Origin of the sequence: Halodurantibacterium flavum, assembly GCF_042681825.1 — a bacterium.
GTDB lineage: Bacteria > Pseudomonadota > Alphaproteobacteria > Rhodobacterales > Rhodobacteraceae > Halodurantibacterium > Halodurantibacterium flavum.
On the sequence record NZ_JBHUGH010000002.1, the window covers coordinates 318,911 to 336,782 of the forward strand.

Annotated in this window: 19 protein-coding genes; 16 read left to right on the forward strand and 3 right to left on the reverse strand. The window is 68.4% G+C overall.

What is annotated here, in order from left to right; all coding sequences use genetic code 11:
- Positions 1-51: 51 nt before the first annotated feature.
- The 6 genes from ACFSGJ_RS03145 to ACFSGJ_RS03170 are packed head-to-tail and all read left to right on the forward strand — an operon-like array spanning position 52 to position 6,535.
- Positions 52-975 carry an ABC transporter permease gene (locus tag ACFSGJ_RS03145; protein WP_390259412.1) on the forward strand — a complete coding sequence of 308 codons (924 nt, stop codon included), beginning with the start codon at positions 52-54 and terminating at the stop codon, positions 973-975.
- On the forward strand, positions 972-1,808 hold the full coding sequence (locus ACFSGJ_RS03150; protein ID WP_390259414.1) for an ABC transporter permease: 837 nt from the start codon (positions 972-974) through the stop codon (positions 1,806-1,808). The genes ACFSGJ_RS03145 and ACFSGJ_RS03150 overlap by 4 nt, the downstream gene beginning before the upstream one ends.
- Positions 1,809-1,828: 20 nt before the next feature.
- The gene (locus tag ACFSGJ_RS03155; protein ID WP_390259416.1) at positions 1,829-3,415 is read left to right on the forward strand and encodes an ABC transporter substrate-binding protein; all 1,587 of its coding nucleotides are present in this window, start codon (positions 1,829-1,831) and stop codon (positions 3,413-3,415) included.
- The gene (locus ACFSGJ_RS03160) at positions 3,412-4,242 is read left to right on the forward strand and encodes a creatininase family protein (RefSeq protein WP_390259417.1); all 831 of its coding nucleotides are present in this window, start codon (positions 3,412-3,414) and stop codon (positions 4,240-4,242) included. Before ACFSGJ_RS03155 ends, ACFSGJ_RS03160 begins: the two co-directional genes overlap by 4 nt.
- Positions 4,239-5,864 (forward strand): ABC transporter ATP-binding protein, encoded by a 1,626-nt coding sequence (locus ACFSGJ_RS03165; protein ID WP_390259419.1) that lies wholly within the window; start codon positions 4,239-4,241, stop codon positions 5,862-5,864. The genes ACFSGJ_RS03160 and ACFSGJ_RS03165 overlap by 4 nt, the downstream gene beginning before the upstream one ends.
- Positions 5,861-6,535 (forward strand): RraA family protein, encoded by a 675-nt coding sequence (locus tag ACFSGJ_RS03170; RefSeq protein WP_390259420.1) that lies wholly within the window; start codon positions 5,861-5,863, stop codon positions 6,533-6,535. Before ACFSGJ_RS03165 ends, ACFSGJ_RS03170 begins: the two co-directional genes overlap by 4 nt.
- Before the next feature lie 25 nt (positions 6,536-6,560).
- Here the strand turns inward: ACFSGJ_RS03170 and ACFSGJ_RS03175 are convergent, their stop codons facing one another.
- A complete protein-coding gene (locus tag ACFSGJ_RS03175; protein ID WP_390259421.1) occupies positions 6,561-7,493 on the reverse strand; it encodes a dihydrodipicolinate synthase family protein in 933 nt (310 codons plus the stop codon).
- Between the two features lie 42 nt (positions 7,494-7,535).
- Positions 7,536-8,300, reverse strand: a complete 765-nt coding sequence (locus ACFSGJ_RS03180) for a LamB/YcsF family protein (RefSeq protein ID WP_390259423.1) — start codon at positions 8,298-8,300, stop codon at positions 7,536-7,538.
- 182 nt (positions 8,301-8,482) lie between these two features.
- Here ACFSGJ_RS03180 and ACFSGJ_RS03185 point away from each other — a divergent pair, with 182 nt between their 5' ends.
- From ACFSGJ_RS03185 to ACFSGJ_RS03230, 10 genes are all read left to right on the forward strand, one after another.
- Complete coding sequence (locus ACFSGJ_RS03185) at positions 8,483-9,466, forward strand: TRAP transporter substrate-binding protein (protein ID WP_390259424.1); 984 nt, start codon at positions 8,483-8,485, stop codon at positions 9,464-9,466.
- A gap of 90 nt (positions 9,467-9,556) precedes the next feature.
- A complete protein-coding gene (locus ACFSGJ_RS03190) occupies positions 9,557-10,123 on the forward strand; it encodes a TRAP transporter small permease subunit (RefSeq protein WP_390259426.1) in 567 nt (188 codons plus the stop codon).
- 4 nt (positions 10,124-10,127) lie between these two features.
- Positions 10,128-11,426, forward strand: coding sequence for a TRAP transporter large permease (locus tag ACFSGJ_RS03195; protein WP_390259427.1), 1,299 nt, complete (start codon positions 10,128-10,130; stop codon positions 11,424-11,426).
- 2 nt (positions 11,427-11,428) lie between these two features.
- Entirely contained in the window at positions 11,429-12,154 is a 726-nt protein-coding gene (pxpB, locus tag ACFSGJ_RS03200) for a 5-oxoprolinase subunit PxpB (protein ID WP_390259619.1), read from the forward strand.
- Positions 12,151-13,161 (forward strand): 5-oxoprolinase subunit C family protein, encoded by a 1,011-nt coding sequence (locus ACFSGJ_RS03205; RefSeq protein ID WP_390259428.1) that lies wholly within the window; start codon positions 12,151-12,153, stop codon positions 13,159-13,161. Before pxpB ends, ACFSGJ_RS03205 begins: the two co-directional genes overlap by 4 nt.
- Positions 13,158-13,880: a GntR family transcriptional regulator gene (locus tag ACFSGJ_RS03210; RefSeq protein ID WP_390259430.1), complete on the forward strand. Its 723-nt coding sequence runs from the start codon at positions 13,158-13,160 to the stop codon at positions 13,878-13,880. Before ACFSGJ_RS03205 ends, ACFSGJ_RS03210 begins: the two co-directional genes overlap by 4 nt.
- Complete coding sequence (locus ACFSGJ_RS03215; RefSeq protein ID WP_390259431.1) at positions 13,877-14,827, forward strand: NAD(P)-dependent oxidoreductase; 951 nt, start codon at positions 13,877-13,879, stop codon at positions 14,825-14,827. Before ACFSGJ_RS03210 ends, ACFSGJ_RS03215 begins: the two co-directional genes overlap by 4 nt.
- Entirely contained in the window at positions 14,824-15,453 is a 630-nt protein-coding gene (locus tag ACFSGJ_RS03220) for a GntR family transcriptional regulator (protein WP_390259432.1), read from the forward strand. Before ACFSGJ_RS03215 ends, ACFSGJ_RS03220 begins: the two co-directional genes overlap by 4 nt.
- Before the next feature lie 27 nt (positions 15,454-15,480).
- Positions 15,481-16,653: a M24 family metallopeptidase gene (locus ACFSGJ_RS03225; RefSeq protein WP_390259433.1), complete on the forward strand. Its 1,173-nt coding sequence runs from the start codon at positions 15,481-15,483 to the stop codon at positions 16,651-16,653.
- Positions 16,654-16,672: 19 nt separating this feature from the next.
- Positions 16,673-17,086 (forward strand): VOC family protein, encoded by a 414-nt coding sequence (locus tag ACFSGJ_RS03230; RefSeq protein ID WP_390259434.1) that lies wholly within the window; start codon positions 16,673-16,675, stop codon positions 17,084-17,086.
- A gap of 3 nt (positions 17,087-17,089) precedes the next feature.
- On the opposite strand, the gene nagB is transcribed toward ACFSGJ_RS03230, so the two are convergent.
- A complete protein-coding gene (nagB, locus tag ACFSGJ_RS03235; RefSeq protein ID WP_390259436.1) occupies positions 17,090-17,866 on the reverse strand; it encodes a glucosamine-6-phosphate deaminase in 777 nt (258 codons plus the stop codon).
- Positions 17,867-17,872: the final 6 nt, after the last annotated feature.

Below are 17,872 nucleotides of genomic sequence, written 5' to 3' on the forward strand. Positions count from 1 at the left end.
GTGTTTCGTTTCTGTGACTCTCCGACAACTTCCGTCCCGGATGCGAGGTATATGGCACGTTTCTGGCTGATAAAATTCCTGCGCACGGCGATCACGCTCTGGTTCGTGGTGACATTCGCCTTTGTCGTGCTGCGCACATCGGGCGATCCGGTGGTGGCGCTTCTGGGGGCCGATGCACGGCCCGACGAGGTCGAATATTTCCGCCAGCTCTGGGGTCTCGACCGGTCGCTGTTCAGCCAATACATCAGCTATGTGGGCCAGATGGCCACGGGCCAGTTCGGCAATTCGCTGCGCGACAGCCGCCCGGTGATGACGATCATCCTGGAACGGCTGCCCGCGACGGTGGAACTGGGGCTGATGGCCTTCGCCATCGCGGCGGTGATCGGTATCCCCGCGGGGATCGTCGCGGCCCTGCGGCGCGGGCGGCTGGCGGACCGGCTGATCATGATCTTCGCGGTCTTCGGCTTTGCGCTGCCGAACTTCTTTCTTGGCATCCTCATGATCCTGCTTTTCTCGCTGTATCTGCAGGTGCTGCCATCCTCGGGCACCGGCACGATCCGGCACCTGATCATGCCGTCGCTGACGCTGGCGACCTTTACCGCCGGGACGCTGGCGCGGTTCACGCGATCCGCGATGCTCGAGGTGCTCGAACGGCCCTATATGCGGGCCGCCGCAGCGCGGGGCGTGCCCTTCTGGAAGCGGGTGGTGTTCCATGCCCTGCCGAACGCGGCCATTCCCATCGTCACGGTGATCGGCCTGAACCTCGGGCAGCTGGTTGCGGGGGCGATCGTGGTCGAATCCGTCTTTGGCTGGCCGGGAATCGGGCGACTGCTGGTCGTGGCCGTGTCGCAGCGCGATCTGGCGGTGGTGCAGGGGCTGGTCCTCGTGATCGCGGTGACGATGGTGCTCGCGAACCTGATCGTCGATCTTCTTTACGGGCTTCTCGACCCGCGCATCCGGGAGGGGGCGAAATGAGCCGGCCGAACGTCATCACCCTGCTGGCGGGCGGCATCGTCGCGGCGGCGGTCGGCATTGCGCTGGTGGGCAATGTCTTTACCCCGCATCTTGTCACCGATCAGGCGCTGCTGGCGCGGCTGCAACCCCCTGCCTTTCTGGGGGGCAATCCGGACTTCCCGCTGGGCACCGACCGGATCGGGCGCGACATGGTCGCCCGGCTGGTCGCGGGGTTGCAGATGTCGCTGTCGGTCGCGCTGGCGGGCACGCTGATCGGCGCGATCTTCGGCACCTTTGTCGGCTTTATCGCCGCCCATTTCCGCGGGCTGGTCGAGGAAGTGCTGATGATGGTCGTGGATTTCCAGGCCTCGCTGCCCTTCATCCTGATCGCGCTGACGCTCCTGGCGTTCTTTGGCAATTCGATGGTGCTGTTCGTCATCCTGATGGGGATGTTCGGCTGGGAAACCTATGCGCGGCTGGCGCGGGGCGTGGTGCTGTCGGCCCGGTCGCAGCCCTATGCCCGCGCGGTCGAGGCGCTGGGGGCGGGGCCGGGGCGGCTCTATTTCCGGCACATCCTGCCCAATGTCGCCTCGGCGCTGATCGTGCAGGTCACGCTGACATTCCCGCAGATCATCCTGCTGGAAACCTCGCTGTCGTTCCTGGGTCTGGGCATCCAGCCGCCGAACACGAGCCTCGGGCAGATCCTGGGCGACGGGCGCGATTATCTGTCCACCGCCTGGTGGATTTCCGTCTGGCCGGGGGTCGTCATCTTTCTTGTCACCCTGTCGATGTCGCTTCTGGGGGATGCGCTCCGCGACCGGCTGGACCCGATGCTGAAAACAAGAACCACATGAACCCAACCGGAGGTAAGCCGATGATCAGCAGACGCAACTTTGGGAAATATTCGCTGGGGGCCGGGGCGGCATCGCTCTGGCTGCCGAAATCGCTGGCCTTCGCGCAGGACGGGACGCGGCCGACGCTGACCATCGCGGTCGACAACCTCTGGGCGAACATCAACACGATCAACGGGATCTCGACCACCACGCGGCGGTTCTTTCCGAACATCTATTCGCATCTGGTCGAGCGTGACTACATCGCCGACGAACAGGGCCTTGACCTGCGTCCCGGCCTGGCCACCGACTGGACGCAGGACGGCAATGTCTGGACGCTCCGCCTGCGCGAAGGGGTCAAGTTCCACAACGGCGAGACGATGACGGCCGAGGACGTGGCCTTTACCCTTGGCCCGGAACGGCTGTGGGGCGAGAACCCGTTCGAGCCGCGCGGCCGCACCTTTACCGCCGGTTTCACCCGGGTCGAGGCCATCGACGACCTGACGGTCGAGATCGAGACCGAGCGCGAGGACCCCTATATCCCCGGCAAGCTGACGGGCTATATCGGCTTCGTCGTGCCCAAGGCCGCCTATCTCGACATGGGCGTCGATGCCTTCGGTCAGGCGCCCATCGGCACCGGCCCCTATCGCGTGACGCTCTTCCGGTCGGGCGAGGTGCTGGAGATGGAGGCCTTCGACGACTACTGGGAAGGCCCGCCGCCCGCGCAAAAGCTGATCTGGCGCATCGTGCCGGAATTCGCGGGCCGCATGGCGGGGCTTGTTTCGGGCGAGTTCGACTTCATCGCCAACATTCCCACCGATCAGGAGGCGCAGCTTGACAGCTATGACAATGTGACGGTGGCGCGCGCGCTGGCGGGGAACTATCCGGCCATCGCCTTCAATACCCGCCCCGACCCCGAGGACAACCCGCTGGTCGATGTGAACCTGCGCAAGGCGATGGTCCAGGCGATCGACATGGACGCCATCGTGCAGGCGCTGTTCGGCGACACGACCTTCCACCCGCAGGTTCCGTTCAACTTTCCGGAATACGGCGATTTCTATGACCCCGACATGGAAAACCCGCTGCCCTATGACCCCGAGGCGGCCCGCGCGCTGGTGGAACAGTCGGGCTATGACGGGCAGGTGCTGCGCTGGCACATCACCCGGTCGTTCTACCCGAACTATGAGGCCGCGGCCGAGATCATGGTCGAGCAGTGGCGGCAGGTCGGCGTCAATGTGCAGGCCGTGATCCTCGACAATTTCGAGCTGGTCTATACCCGCCCCTATCACATGATGAACATGTCGATGTCGTCGGACTTCATCCCCGGCGACCCCTATCAGCCGCTCTGGCTCGACTGGGGCCCGACATCGAGCCGCGCCACCGCCCATTGGAAGACCTGGGACCCGACGCCGGAATACCTGGCCGCCGGCGAGGAATTCGAACAGGCGATCACCTTCGAGGATCGCCGCGCTGCCTATCTGCGCCTGTCGCAGGCCTGGCAGGATGTGACGCCCGGCTATTACATGTGGAAAAGCGTCTATAACTGGGGTCACCGGTCGGATATCGAGTTCATCGCGCGGCCCGACGGCGAGATGCGGATGTTCGGCGACTACATGGCGTTGCCCGCGTGACGGCAGTTGCGAAACATGCGCTGAAGGACATGACGGTCGCGGAGTTCCGCGACCGTCTGGCCGACGACCCGGTGATCCTGTTGCCCATGGGCAGCCATGAGGAACAGGGCCCCCACGCCCCCATGGGCGACTATCTGCTGGCCGAGGAAATCGCGCTCCGCGCCGCCGCGGCGTCGGGGGCCATCGCGGCGCCCTGCCTGCCCTTCGGCTATGCCGAGTTCTTTCGCGGCTTTCCGGGCGGCATCCAGTTGCGTGCCGCGACCTTCCGCGCGGTGGTCGAGGATATGGTCACCGCCTTTCTGGACCATGACATCCGCCGCATCCTGATCCTGAACGGCCATTCCACCAATGCCGCGCTGATCGACGAGGTGCTGCGCGACATCCGCCGCCGGACGGGGGTGATCGTGGGGTCGGTCGATCTGTGGCGCGCGATCCCCGATGCCCTCTGGGCGCAGGTCCATGGGCCGGAGGCGGGGCGGGCGCGCGGGCATGGCGGCGATCCCGTCACATCCGTGTCGATGTATCTGCGGCCCGATGCGATGCGCCCCGACCTGATGCAGGCGGCCCGCCCCGCGCAGGCGATGGGGCTGCCCGCGACCGTCACAGGGGTGCGGTTCGAAGGCGCGGCCCTGAATCTGCCGCTCGATGCGCAGGAGCTTTTCCCCGACGGGATGCTGGGGGGCGACCCGGCGCTGGCCTCAGCCGAGACGGGGCGGCGGATCGTCGAACATCTCACGGGCCATTGCGCGCGTCTTGTCGCCCATCTGCGCGGGCAGGACCCATGCGACCCCCGCGTCGGCCCCCTGGCCGCGGGGGCCGCGACATGACCGCGCCGCTGATCGACATCCGGAACCTTTCCGTGCCGCTGCCCGCCGGCGCCGACCGCCCCTTTGCGGTCGAGGATCTGTCGCTGAGCATCGGCCAGGGCGAGATCCTCTGCGTGGTGGGCGAGACCGGATCGGGCAAGTCGCTGACGGCGCTTTCGGTGATGGGGCTCTTGCCGTCGAACCTGCCGCGCGCATCGGGCGAGATCGGCTTCGAGGGGCGCGACCTCTTGCGCCTTTCGCCCGCCGAACGGCTGCGGCTGTCGGGGCGCAGGCTCGCCATGGTGTTTCAGGAACCCTCGGCCGCGCTGAACCCGATCTATCGGGTGGGCACGCAGGTGGCCGAGGTGTTCCGCCTGCACACCGACCTTTCGCGCGCCGAGATCCGCGCGCGCGTGATCGAGCTTTTCCGAGAGGTGCGCCTGCCCGAGCCGGAGGCGATCCTGCGCGCCTATCCGCACCAGCTTTCGGGCGGGCAGTGCCAGCGGGTGATGATCGCGACCGCGCTCGCGCTCGACCCGGCGCTGCTGATCGCGGATGAACCGACAACCGCGCTCGACGTGACGACGCAGGCGCGCATTCTCGACCTGATGCTCGACCTGCGCCAGCGGCATGGAACCGGCATCCTGTTCATCACCCATGATTTCGGCGTGGTGGCGGAAATCGCCGACCGGGTCGCGGTGATGCGCCATGGCCGTCTGGTCGAGATCGGGACGCGGGACGAGATCCTTCTGAACCCGCAGGCCGAGTATACGAAAAAGCTGATCGCGGCCGTTCCGCGCCTGCAGCCGAAGCCGCCCGCGAACGGCCTGGGCAAGACCGTGCTCAGCGCGCTGGGTCTGGGCAAGACCTATCGCAGCCGCAGCATGATCGGCACGGGGCGCGAGGTTCAGGCGCTCCGGGGTGTCGATATCTCGCTTGCCCGGGGGGAGACGCTGGGCCTTGTGGGTGAAAGCGGGTCGGGCAAATCGACCCTTGCGCAATGCGTCATCCGTCTGGTCGAACCCGACCGGGGCGAGGTGGTGATCGACGGCGGGCAGTTTTCGGGCCTTTCGGGGCGGGCGCTGCGGGCCGCGCGGCGCAAGGTCCAGATCGTGTTTCAGGACCCTTATACCGCGCTCGACCCGCGCCAGACGGTGGGCGACGCCATCGCCGAGGGGCCGGTGATTCACGGGCTTTCACGCGACAAGGCGCAGGCCCGGGCGCGCGACCTTCTGGCGGCGGTGGGGCTCGACCCTTCTGCTGCGCCCCGGTTCCCGCATGAATTTTCCGGCGGCCAGCGGCAGCGAATCTGCATCGCCCGGGCGCTGGCGGTGGAACCGGACCTGCTGATCGCGGATGAAAGCGTCTCGGCGCTGGATGTTTCGGTGCAGGCGCAGATCCTCGACCTGCTGGCCCGGATGCAGCGCGAATTGCAATTCGGCCTTCTGTTCATCACCCATGACCTGCGCGTGGCCTCGCGCATCTGCGACCGGATCGCGGTGATGCAGCGCGGCGAGATCGTGGAACAGGGGCCCTCGACCGAGCTCTTTGCCCGGCCGCAGAACGACTATACCCGCGAATTGCTTGCTGCCGTCCCGGGGCGCAACTGGCAGGACACGGACAGCGAAGGAGCATCTGCATGAAGAAATACCAGATCGGCGCGGTGCCCCCGCAGGTGGACGCGGGCCTGCGGCAGGGCTTTGCCGAGGTCGAGATCGCCACGATCGGTCATTTCCGCCATCGCGGTTTCGTCGATCGCCGCCTGCGCCCCATTGCCCCCGTTCCCGGCGTTCTGACCGGCACGGCGGTGACGGTCGCGATTCCGGCGACGGATTCGACCCTGCTGCATCACGCGATGTCGGTGGTGCGGCCCGGCGACGTTGTGGTGATCGACAGGCTGGGCGACCGGCGCCATGCCTGTCTTGGCGGCGGGGTGGCCTTTGCCGCCAAGGTCGCGGGGGCGGTCGCCGTGGTGCTCGACGGTCCCTGCACCGACCCGGACGAGATCATCGAGGTCGGCCTGCCGGTCTATTGCAGCGGGGTGTCGGCCATCACCACGCGGCTCAATGACTTGGGCGGCGCGCTGAACCTGCCCGTGTCCTGCGGCAATGTCCCGGTCATGCCCGGCGATCTGGTGGTGATGGATGCCTGCGGCGTCCTGATCCTGCCCCCGTTCGAGGCGCCCGAGGTGCTGGAAGAAGCCCGCATCCGTCAGGCGCGCGCGGGCCGCAACCGGGGCCGGATCGAGGCGGGCGAAAAGCTGGGCGACCTGTCGGGCGCAACCCGGCTGGTCGCGGCGGCGCTGGAAGGCTGAGGGGCGCGCCCCTCAGCCCCCCATCTCAGCCCCGTTCGGCCAGCCGGCGTTCGGTGCGGGCCATCAGCCGTTCCAGTTCCGCCACATCGGTTGTGGTCAGGCGCGGACCGGGCGCGCGGGTGGCCGCAGAGGCAATCGCACCGCGCCGCATCAGGATATGCTTGCGCAGCGCAAGGCCCCAGCCCGGCTGCTGTTCGTGGCGCAGGATCGGAAGATAGGCGTCAAAGAGATCCTCGGCCGCGTCGGTCCGGCCCGCGTGATGCAGCGCGACGGTCTGGACCAGCGCCTCGGGATAGGCAAAGCCGGTCATCGCCCCGTCCGCACCCCGCGCCAGTTCCTGCGGCAGGTAAAGCCCGCCATTGCCGCACAGGATCGACAGCCGCGGAACATCGGCCGCGCTCTCCTGCGCGCGCAGGGCGGTGATCTTGGTCAGGCCCGGCCAGTCCTCATGCTTGAGCATCACCATCTGCGGCAGGTCGTTCGACAGCCGCCGGATCAGCGCGGGCGAGACGGGGACGCCGGTCGTCAGCGGAAAGTCCTGAAAGACCAGCGGCACATCGGCCCCCAGCGCGGCTGCCACGGCATGGAAATACCCCTCGACCCGGTCTTCGCGGGCCGGACCGCGCGACGGCGCGACCATCAGCCCCGCCGCGCCCCGGTCCATCGCATGGCGGCCCAGATCGGTCAGGTTGCCGATCCCCGCGTCCGAGACGCCCACCACCACCGGCAGCGCGCCCGCGCGCGACATCATCCGGTCGATCACCGCGCGCCGTTCCTCGGGCGTCAGCTTGTCGGCCTCGCCCATCATGCCGAGGAGGGTGAGCCCGGTGACCCCCGTTTCCGCATAGAAATCGACCAGCCGGTCGAGGCTGTCCAGGTCGAGCGCGCCATCCTCGGCAAAGGGGGTGGCGGCGATGATGTAGACGCCACGGGTCGTCCGGTCGATCAACTGGGTCATGGGGTGTCCTTTGGGGCCGCTGGGGCGTTGGTGGAAAAGGGGTCAGGCGAAAGGCGCGATGGCGATGCCGTTTTCGGTCAGGGCAGTGCGCAGGGTGCGGGCCATATCGACCGCGCCGGGCGTGTCGCCATGCACGCAGAGCGTCGCCGGGTCCACCGGCAGCCGCTTGCCCCCGGTCGTCGGGATATGGCGGTTCACCACCATTTCCAGCACCTGGTCGAGGCTTTGACGCGGATCGTGGATCACCGCGCCGGGCAGGGCTCGCGGGGTCAGTTCGCCCGCATCGGTATAGGTGCGGTCGGCATAGATTTCGCACGCCACGCGCAGGCCCGCCCGTTCCGCCGCCGCATAGGTTTCCGAATAGGGCAGCGAGACATAGACAAGCCCCGGATCGACCGCCTTGACCGCCCGCACGCAAAGCGCCGCCAGATCGGGATCGACGGCGGCCATGTTGCCAAGCGCGCCATGGGTTTTCACATGGGTCATCGGGTGGCCTTCGAGCGCGGCCATGCCCTGCATCGCGAGGATCTGAAAGACAAGCTGCGTTTCCAGATCCTCGGGCCGTTCGCCCGAGATCCGGCGGCGGCCGAAACCATAGAGATCGGCGAAGGACGGATGCGCGCCCACCGACACGCCCCGGTCGCGCGCCATCCGGATCGTGCGGCGCATCACCACCGGATCGCCCGCGTGAAAGCCGCAGGCGATGTTTGCCGTGGTGACCAGATCGAGCATCGCCGCATCGTCGCCCACCGTAAAGGCGCCAAAGCTCTCGCCCATGTCGCAGTTCAGGTCGATCGTTCGGGTCATCGCCTTCCTCATCCGGCCGCTTTGCGGCCATTTCCGTGCCGGATGGCACAATTTTTGATCACACCTGGCGTTTCGGCTTGACCTGCCGTGCCGTCCCATTGATTGGGAATACAGGTGGTATACTCAAATATCAAGCCTCACGTCAGGCGACAACAACCATCACCAACAGGGGAAGTTTACGCATGAAATTCGCACGCAAGACAGTGCTGGCCGCGATAATCGGTGCGGGCCTTGGCGCACCTGCCTGGGCGCAGACCACCTGGGACATGTCCGTCGTCTGGCCCGAGGGGAATTTTCACACTCAAAACGCCATGGCCTTTGGCGACCGGGTGAACGAAGTGACGGATGGCGCGGTCACGATCACCGTCCATTCGGGCGGCGCGCTTGGCATCCGCGGCCCCGAGGGGATGGCGGCGGTGCGCGACGGTCTGGTCCCCATCGCCGACATATTGATGAGCCAGCAGGTCGGCGAGAACCCGGCGCTTGGGGTCGAGACGCTGCCCTATCTGGCGCCGACCCTGCCCGACCTTGCGCTGCTGCACAAATTCTACCGCCCGATGATCGAGGAAATCGCCGAGAGCATGAACCAGAAGCTGCTCTATATGGTGCCGTGGCCGGGGCAGGCGGTTTATGCGCGGCAGGAAATCAACACCATCGACGATCTGGCGGGGCTGCGCATCCGGGTGGTCGACGCGAACGGCCAGAGCTTTTTCGAGGCGCTTGGCGCCGCCCCGATGCAGATGCCCTGGGGCGAGGTCGTGCCCTCGCTTGCCGCGCGCACGATCGACAGCGTGACGACCTCTTCCTCATCGGGGGTGGACGGGTCGTTCTGGGAATTCCTTGGCCATATGAGCACGTTCAACTGGCAGGCCTCCTCGAACATCGTGACGGTGAACCTCGACGCCTGGAACGCGCTTGCGCCCGAGGATCAGGCCGCGATCGAGCGCGCCGCCGCCGCGATGGAAGGGGAGTTCTGGCTCAACAGTCAGGCGGAGGACGGCGAAAAGCTGGCCGTGCTGCGTGAAAACGGGATCACCGTCGCCGCGCCCTCGCCCGAGTTGCAGCAGGAGCTGCTGGACCGCGCGATGCCGATCTGGGAGGCGTTCAAGACCCGTGTCCCTGACGCCGCGCCGGTGATCGACGCCTATCTCGCCGCCCGGGGCTAGACCCCGCCGCGACGGCCCCGGCGCCGCCCGGGGCCGTTCCCGTGCCGGCCATGACAACAACCATGCCGCGCCAGATGCCGAAGGACCGCGATGACCGCCAGACGCACCCCGCCCGCCCCCGAGTCAACGCCCGGGCAAAGCACCGCCTTTTCCTTTCTCATCGACCCGGTCGACCGGCTGACGGGGCTGGGCCAGATCCTGGCCGGGCTCTGCCTTTTGGGGATATTCCTGCTGATCGGGTCCGAGATCGTGATGCGGAACCTCTTTCGCCACAGCCTGCATTTTTCCTGGGATGTGAGCGCCTATCTGATGGGGGCGTGCTTCATGCTCGCCTCGGCCAGTGCGCTGCGGTCGGGGTCGCATGTGCGGGTGACGGCGCTTTTGGAAACGTTGCCGCGCGCTGCTGCCCGGGCGCTGGAATTCGCCGCCTGTCTTGTCGCGCTGGTCATCGCCGGCGCGCTTGCCTGGGCGCTGACCGATATGGCGCGGCTTTCCTACCTGCGCGGCGCGACCTCGGCCACGGTGATGCGGGTGCCGCTGGTCTGGCCGCAGACCGTGCTGGCGGCGGGAAGTCTTTTGCTGTGCCTTCAGCTTTTCGCGCAATTCCTGCGGCTTTTGCGGGGCGAAAGCCTGCCGCGCGGACAGGGGCTGGACTGAGATCATGGGCAAGACGATCCTTATCCTTGTGGGCTTCATGGCGCTGTTTCTGGGCGCGGGCGTCTGGATCGGGCTGGGCCTGATCGGGGCGGGCGCCGGGGCGCTGGCGATCCTGCGGCCCGCGATGCCGTTCGAAAAGCTGCTGGCGCAGCAGGCGTTCAACGTCCTGTCCTCGCCCGAGCTTCTGGCGCTGCCGCTTTTCATCCTGATGGCCGAGGTGCTGTTTCGTACCCGCATTTCCGAGGCGCTCTTCTCGGGGCTTGCGCCCTGGCTGCGGCGGGTGCCGGGGCAGCTTGGCCATCTGACGGTGCTGGGCTGCACGCTCTTCGCCTCGGTCTGCGGGTCGTCGGCGGCGACCACGGCGACGGTGGGGCGGATCACCGCGAAGGAACTGATCTCGCGCGGGTATGACCGGCAGCTTGTCACCGGCTCGCTGGCCGGGGCGGGGACGCTGGGCTTTCTGATCCCGCCCTCGACCATCATGATCATCTACGGGGTGATGGCGCAGGAATCCATCCTGCGGCTCTTCATGGCGGGGATGTTGCCGGGACTGATCATCGCGGGGGCGGCGATGGGCTATATCGCGGTGCGCGGCTGGCTCAACCCCGCGCTGATCGGCGAGGCGCCACCCCCCAGCACGTTCCGGCAAAAGCTGGTGGCGCTGCGCGACCTCGGCCCGCTGATCGCGCTCATGCTCGGGGTGATCGGGTCGATGTATGGCGGCATCGCGTCACCGACCGAGGCGGCGGCGGTGGGGGTCGCCGGATCGGTTGCGATCGGGTTCTGGCAGCGCACGCTGGACTTTCGCGGGCTGATGCAGTCGGCGCGGGCGGCGGCCGACAGCTGCGCGATGATCGGGCTGATCATGGTGGGCGCGATGTTCCTTTCTACCGCGCTCGGCTATCTTGGCGTGCCGGGGCAGGTTGCGCGGGCGATCGAGGCGCTTGGCCTGCCGCCCTTCCTGCTGATCATGATGCTGCTGGTGTTCTATGTCCTCCTTGGCACGGTGATGGAGGGGCTGGGGATCATCGTCATGACGCTGCCGATCACGCTTCCGCTTGTGACGGGGGCAGGCTACAGCACATTGTGGTTCGGTATCTTCATCGTGATCGTGGTGGAAATGGCCCAGATCTCGCCCCCTGTCGGGTTCAACCTGACCGTGATCCAGCGGCTGACCGGGGATTCCATGGCCCGCATCACCCGCGCCACGCTGCCCTTTTTCTTGATCATGGCGGGGTTCGTCATGGTGCTGGCGGTGTTTCCGGGGATCGTGGACATCGTGCCGAACCTGATGACCCGATGACAATGACGGCCCCACCCCGCATCCTGCCGCTGGGCGACCAGGCGCTGAGCTTTCAGATCGGCGAGGATATCGACGCCGCTGCCAATGCGCGCGTGATCGCGCTGGCCGATGCGCTGGATGCCGAAGGGATCGCGGGCGTGCTGGACCGAGTGCCGACCTACCGGTCGCTTCTGGTGCGCTATGACCCCGAAACCATCCGGGGGGCGCAGCTTGGCGCGCGGCTCTCGGCGCTTTATGCGGGGCTCGGGCCGCAGGCGGGGGGCGGGCGGCTCTGGCGGGTGCCGGTGCTTTACGGGGGCACTGCGGGGCTGGACCTCGATGCGCTTGCTGCGGAAAAGGGGATGTCGGCTGACGATCTGATCGCGCTGCATATGGGGGCGGAATACCGGGTCTACATGATCGGGTTCGCGCCCGGTTTCGCCTATCTGGGCGGCCTGCCCGAGGCGTTGCACGCGCCGCGCCTTGCGACCCCGCGCCAGCAGATACCGGCGGGCGCAGTGGGGATCGGCGGGCGGCAAGCGAGCATCAATTCCGTCGCGGGGCCATCGGGCTGGCGGTTCATCGCGGGGACGCCGGTGCGGCTGTTCGACCCGCGCCGGGACGCACCCTTTCTGTTACAGGCCGGCGACCGGGTGCGGTTCGAACGGATCGACGCGGGTGAGTTCGAGCGGCTGGCCGGACGCGCCGCCGCCGGCGACCCGGTCATCACGCCAGAGGCCTGCGCATGATCGAGGTTCTTCAGCCCGGACCGATGGTGACGGTGCAGGACCGGGGGCGGTCCGGCCTGCGCCATGCGGGCGTGTCGGCAGCGGGGCCGATGGATGCGCCGGCCTTCGCGCTGGCCAATGCGCTGGCGGGCAACGCGCCCGATGCGGCGGTGCTGGAATTCGCGGGCCTTGCCGGGCAGTTCCGCGCCCATGCCGATTGCCGGATCGCGGTGACGGGCGGGCAGGCGGAGCTGCGCATCGGCGACAGGCCCGTGCCGGTGAACCAGTCCCACCGTGTCCGCGCGGGAGAGGAATTCCGGGTGGGCGCGCTGGCCGATGCGGTCTGGGGTTATCTGGCGGTTTCGGGCGGGATCGCCACGCCCCGGGTCATGGGTTCGCGCGCGGCGCATCTGCGCAGCGGGCTGGGGGGCGGGCTGCTGCGCCCCGGCGACCGGCTGCCGCTGGGGGATTTCGACGCGGGTGCGCCCTGCCTGACGCTCGCCCATCCCCTGACGCCCGCCCCGCCTGGCGCGCCCATCCGCGTGGTCTTGGGCCCGCAGGATGACCGCTTTTCCCCCGGGACGCTGGAATGTTTCCTGACCGACGGCTTTACCGTCAGCCCCCGGCGCGACCGGATGGCCATGATGCTGGACGGCCCGCCCCTGGTTGCGCCGGGCGGGCATGACATCGTTTCGGACGGGACGGTCATGGGCGCGATCCAGGTGCCGGGCTCGGGCCAGCCGATCGTGCTGATGGCCGAAAGCCAGACGACCGGCGGCTATCCCAAGATCGCGACGGTGATCGGCGCCGACCTGCCGCGCCTTGCCCAGATGGCGACCGGGGCCGTGATCCGGTTTGCCGCGGTGACGCAATCCGAGGCCGAGGAGATCTGGATCGCCCATGCGCGCGCGCTGCGCGCCCGGCTTTCGGGCTTGCGCCCCCGGCCCGAGGGGGGCCTGAGTTCCGCATGGCTTTTGTCCTGCGATCTGGTGGGCGGGATCTGGCCGCCAGAGGAGGTTGTGTGGTGACTTCCCGTGACCGCCCCAGGGGGCTGGCGCAGGCCGCCCATGCCCGGATCATCACCATGATCCTCGACGGCGATCTGCAACCGGGCGACGCGCTGCAAGAGGCCCGGCTGGGCGCGGTGCTGGGCATGTCCCGCACGCCTGTGCGCGAGGCGATCAAGCGGATCGAGAGCGAGGGGCTCGCGCGTCAACAGGGCCGGTTCCTGCGGGTGCGCCTGCCCGACCCCGCCGAGATCGACGAGATCTTCTGGCTGCGCCGGCTGATCGAGCCCCCTGCGGCCGCCGCCGCCGTGGCGCTGCCGCGTGACCGGATCGACGCGATGGAGGTCCGGGTGCGGGCCTTGATCGACGGCGCGGGGGCCGAGGATCTGTGGCGCGTCGATGACGATTTCCACGCGATGATCGCGGGCGCCGGCGGCAACCGCGCGGCGGTGCAGCTGCTGGCCGACCTGCGCAAACGCACCTGCATGTTCGACACGAGCCAGGTTCCCGAACGCTATCAGGCGGGCTGTCGCGAACATCTGGACATCCTGTCGGCGCTGCGGGCCCATGACGGGGCGGCGGCGCGCGACGCCATGGCGCGCCATCTCGACCACGCGTGCGACGCGATCCTGCGGCGGCTGGCCGGCGGCCGGGGGCCGGCACCGCAAGCTCCACAGGCCCGCCCGCAAGACACCCCGAACGACGCACCGGAAGACAAGCCGAAAGATACCCAGCCATGAAATGTCTCATCGTCCAGCCGATCCATGACCGCGGGCGCGCCATGCTGCGCGCGGCGGGGGTGGAGCCGGTACCTTGCCCCACACCCGACATGGACACGGTCGCGCGGCTGATCCCCGGTTGCGCGGCGGTCATCACGCGCGATGCGGGTCTTTCGGCGCAGGCGATTGCGGCGGGCGATGCGCTGCGCGTCGTCGTTGTGCATGGCACCGGCCATGACGCGGTGGACAAGGTGGCGGCCAGCGCGCGCGGCGTGATGGTCTGCAACACGCCGGGGGCCAATGCGCGGTCCGTCGCGGAACTGGCGCTGGGGCTGATCGTCGCCGCCGCGCGCGGCGTGGCGGGGGCCGACAGGGCCGAACGCGCGGGCCAGCCCGGTTTTCGCGAAAGCGCGCGTTTCGCCGAGCTTTCGGGCAAGACCGCGCTGATCGTGGGCTGGGGCGCCATCGGGCGCGATCTGGGGCGGATGCTGGATGCCGCGCTCGGGATGCGGGTGCTGGTCCATTCGCCGAACGCGCCCGATACCGGCGGCTTTGCCCGCACCGCCTCGCTGGAAGAGGGGCTGGCGCAGGCGGATGTCGTCTCTCTCCACACGCCGATGCGGCCGGGCAACCGTCACATGATGAACGACGCGCGGTTTTCGCTGATGAAGCCGGGCGCGGTGCTTGTGAACCTTGCGCGGGCGGGGCTGGTGGATGAGGACGCGCTTGCCCGCGCGCTCGGGTCCGGGCGGTTGGCGGGGGCGGGGCTCGACGTCTATTCGCCGGGCGCGCCACTGGGGCCGCTGGCCGCGCAGAACGTGATCTTCACCCCCCATCTGGGCGCCACGACCGAAGAGGCGCTGATCCGCGTCGCCGAAGGGGCGGCGGGCCATGTGCTGACCGCGCTGGCGGGGGGCGTGCCGGAAACGGCGCTCAACCTCGCCGATCTGCGGGGGCAGCACCCATGACCGAAACGCTGGCCCAGCGGGCCTATGCCCGGATCAAGCAGGACCTGCTGGAGGGGTTCATCGCCCCCGACACGGTACTGAGCGAACGCGCCCTTGCCGCCCAGTCGGGGATTTCGCGCACGCCGCTCCGGTCCGCGCTGTCACGGCTGGAACGCGAGGGGGTGATCGCGCGGCTGGAAAACGGCGCGATCCTGGTGCGCAGCGTTTCGGTCGAGCATCTGCTGGAAATCGTGCAGCTGCGCCAGGCGCTGGAAAGTGCGGCCGCCGGACGGGCGGCGCAGGCGGGCACGACCCCGGAGCTCGTCGCGATCCGCGACGTCATGGCCGAATATGCGGACGGACGGTCGACCGCCTTTGACGAATTCTGGGCCGAGGACGACCGTTTCCATGATGCCGTCGCCCGCGCCGCCGGCCTGCGGCTTTTGCCCGAGATCCTCACCGAACAGCGCGCCACCGCCCGCCGCTGCACCATCACCCGCACCCATGACCGTTTCGCCGATCAGGCGCGGGAACATATCGCGGTGATCGACGCGATCGCCCGGGGCGACGCGACCGCCGCCGGGGCCGCGATGGCGCTGCATTTCGACAATGTGCGCGCGCGCTTTCTGGGCTGGCTTGGCCGCTGACGCCCCCGGATGTTTCAGGAAACAGGAATGAACCTTCAGGATATCGCCGCCCTTCGCGGGACCGGGGCGGTCTTTGGCCCCGGGGAATTCGCCGCCCGCATCGCCCGGCTGCAACGGGCGTTGGCGCCGCTGGGGGTGGATGGGGCCCTGCTGACGGGGCCGGAGAACATCTTCTGGTGCACCGGGCGGCAGACGGCGGGCTACTTTGCCTTTCAGGCGCTGCTGGTGCCGGTGACGGGGGCGCCGGTGCTGCTGGTGCGGCAGCTGGAACTGACCGGCGCCGTCGCGGGCACATGGCTGGAGGATATTCACACTTGGCAGGACGGGGACGATCCGGCCGCCGCATTGGCCCGTCTGGTCGCGGGCCTCGGCCTGCGCAGCCTTGCGGTGGAGCGTGACGGCTGGTTCGTCAGCCCTGCGATGGCCGACCGCATCGGTGCGGCGCTGGCCGATCTGCGCATGGTCGACGGATCGGGGCTGGTCGAGGGGCTGCGCGCGGTCAAGTCGCCCGCCGAACTGGATGCGATCCGCCGGGCGGCGGGCTATGCGCAGGCGGGAATGGTGGCGGCGATTGAGGCCTGCGCGGCGGGTGTCACGGAAAACGACGTCGCCGCGGCGATGACGGCGGCCGCGATCCGCGCGGGGTCCGAGGCGATGGCGATGGAGCCGCTCGTCTCCTCGGGGCCGCGATCCGGGATTCCGCATGCGACCTGGCGGCGGCGGCGCCTGCAGGCCGGGGACGGGGTGTTTCTGGAACTGGCCGCCAGCCACGACCGCTATCACGCGGCCCTGATGCGCAGCGTCTGGATCGGGCCGGTGCCGGCACCCGCGCAGGCGATGATGGATTGCGCGACCCGGGCGCTTGATGCGGCGCTGGCCGCGATGCGCCCGGGCCGCCCCTGTTCCGACCCGCATGACGCCGCGCAGGCGGTGATCGATGCGGCCGGGTTCACGGCAGCCTTCCGCAAGCGGATCGGTTATTCCATGGGGGCGGCCTTTGCCCCCGACTGGGGCGAGGGTGCGATCCTGTCGCTCTTTTCCCGCGTGGACCGTCCGCTGGAACCGGGCATGGTGTTCCACCTGCCCGCCACCCTGCGCGATTACGGCGCCTTTACCGTAGGCGCGTCGGAGACCGTGATCGTCACCGACAGCGGCATCGAGTTGCTGTCGGACCTTCCCCGAACCATAACCATCCGCTGACCATAAGAGAGAGACCGCGATGCAATCCCTGTTCCATCTTGCCATCCATGTGACGGACCTTGACGAGACCCGCGCCTTTTACGGCGATGTGCTTGGCTGCGCCGAAGGGCGCTCGACCGACACATGGGTCGATTTCGACTTTTTCGGGCATCAGCTGTCCTTCCATCTGGGCAAGCCGTTCGAGACGACGCGCACCGGCAAGGTGGGCGATCACATGGTGATGATGCCGCATATGGGCGCGGTGCTGCGGCTCGATGACTGGCTCGCGCTGGCGAACCGGCTGGCGGAAAAGGGCGTGACATTCGACATCCCGCCCGTCGTCCGGTTCGAGGGCGAGCCGGGCGAGCAGCGCACGATGTTCTTCTTCGATCCCTCGGGCAACCCGATCGAGATCAAGGGATTCCGCGACTGGGACGGTCTTTTCGCGAAATAGGCGTCACGGAGCGGGCGCGGCCCCCCGCGTCGCGGGGGACAGCCGCGCGGCCGCCGCCGTGTCGCAGATCACCGTCGCATCCGGATGCAGCCGCAGCGCGGATGCGGGGCAGGCGGGCGTTACCGGGCCTTCCAGCATCGCCGCCAGCGCCTCGGCCTTGGCGGGGCCAGAGGCCAGCAGCAGGATCTTTTTCGCCGCAAGGATCGTGCCGATGCCCATGGTCACCGCCTTTTCCGGGACTGTGCCGCCGGGGAAATCGCCCGCATTCGCCGCGCGGGTCGATGGCGCCAGCGGCACGATCCGGGTGCGGCTGTCAAAGCGCGAGCCGGGCTCGTTGAAACCGATATGGCCGTTCTGCCCGATCCCGAGGATCTGAAGGTCGATGCCCCCCGCCGTCTCGATCATCGCCTCGTAATCCGCCGCCGCGCGGACGGGATCGGGCGCCATGCCGTCGGGCAGATGGGTCCGGGCCATGTCGATATCGGACGCCGCGAACAGGTGCCGGTTCATGTAGCTGCGATAAGAGGACGGGTGATCGGCCGGAATGCCCGCGTATTCGTCCAGGTTGAAGGTCGTCGTTCCGGCAAGCGACAACGTCCCCGCCCGCATTTCCTGCGAAAGGATCGTGTAGACCCCAAGCGGCGTGCGCCCGGTCGCAAGGCCCAGAACCCGCGCGCGGCCGGTGCGGACGGCGCCCGCGATCAGGGCGGCGGCCTTCTGCGCCACGTCCCCGGGGGTGGGAAGGACCATCAGGCGGGGTTGGAAGGGGCTGTCCTGCATTGCGCT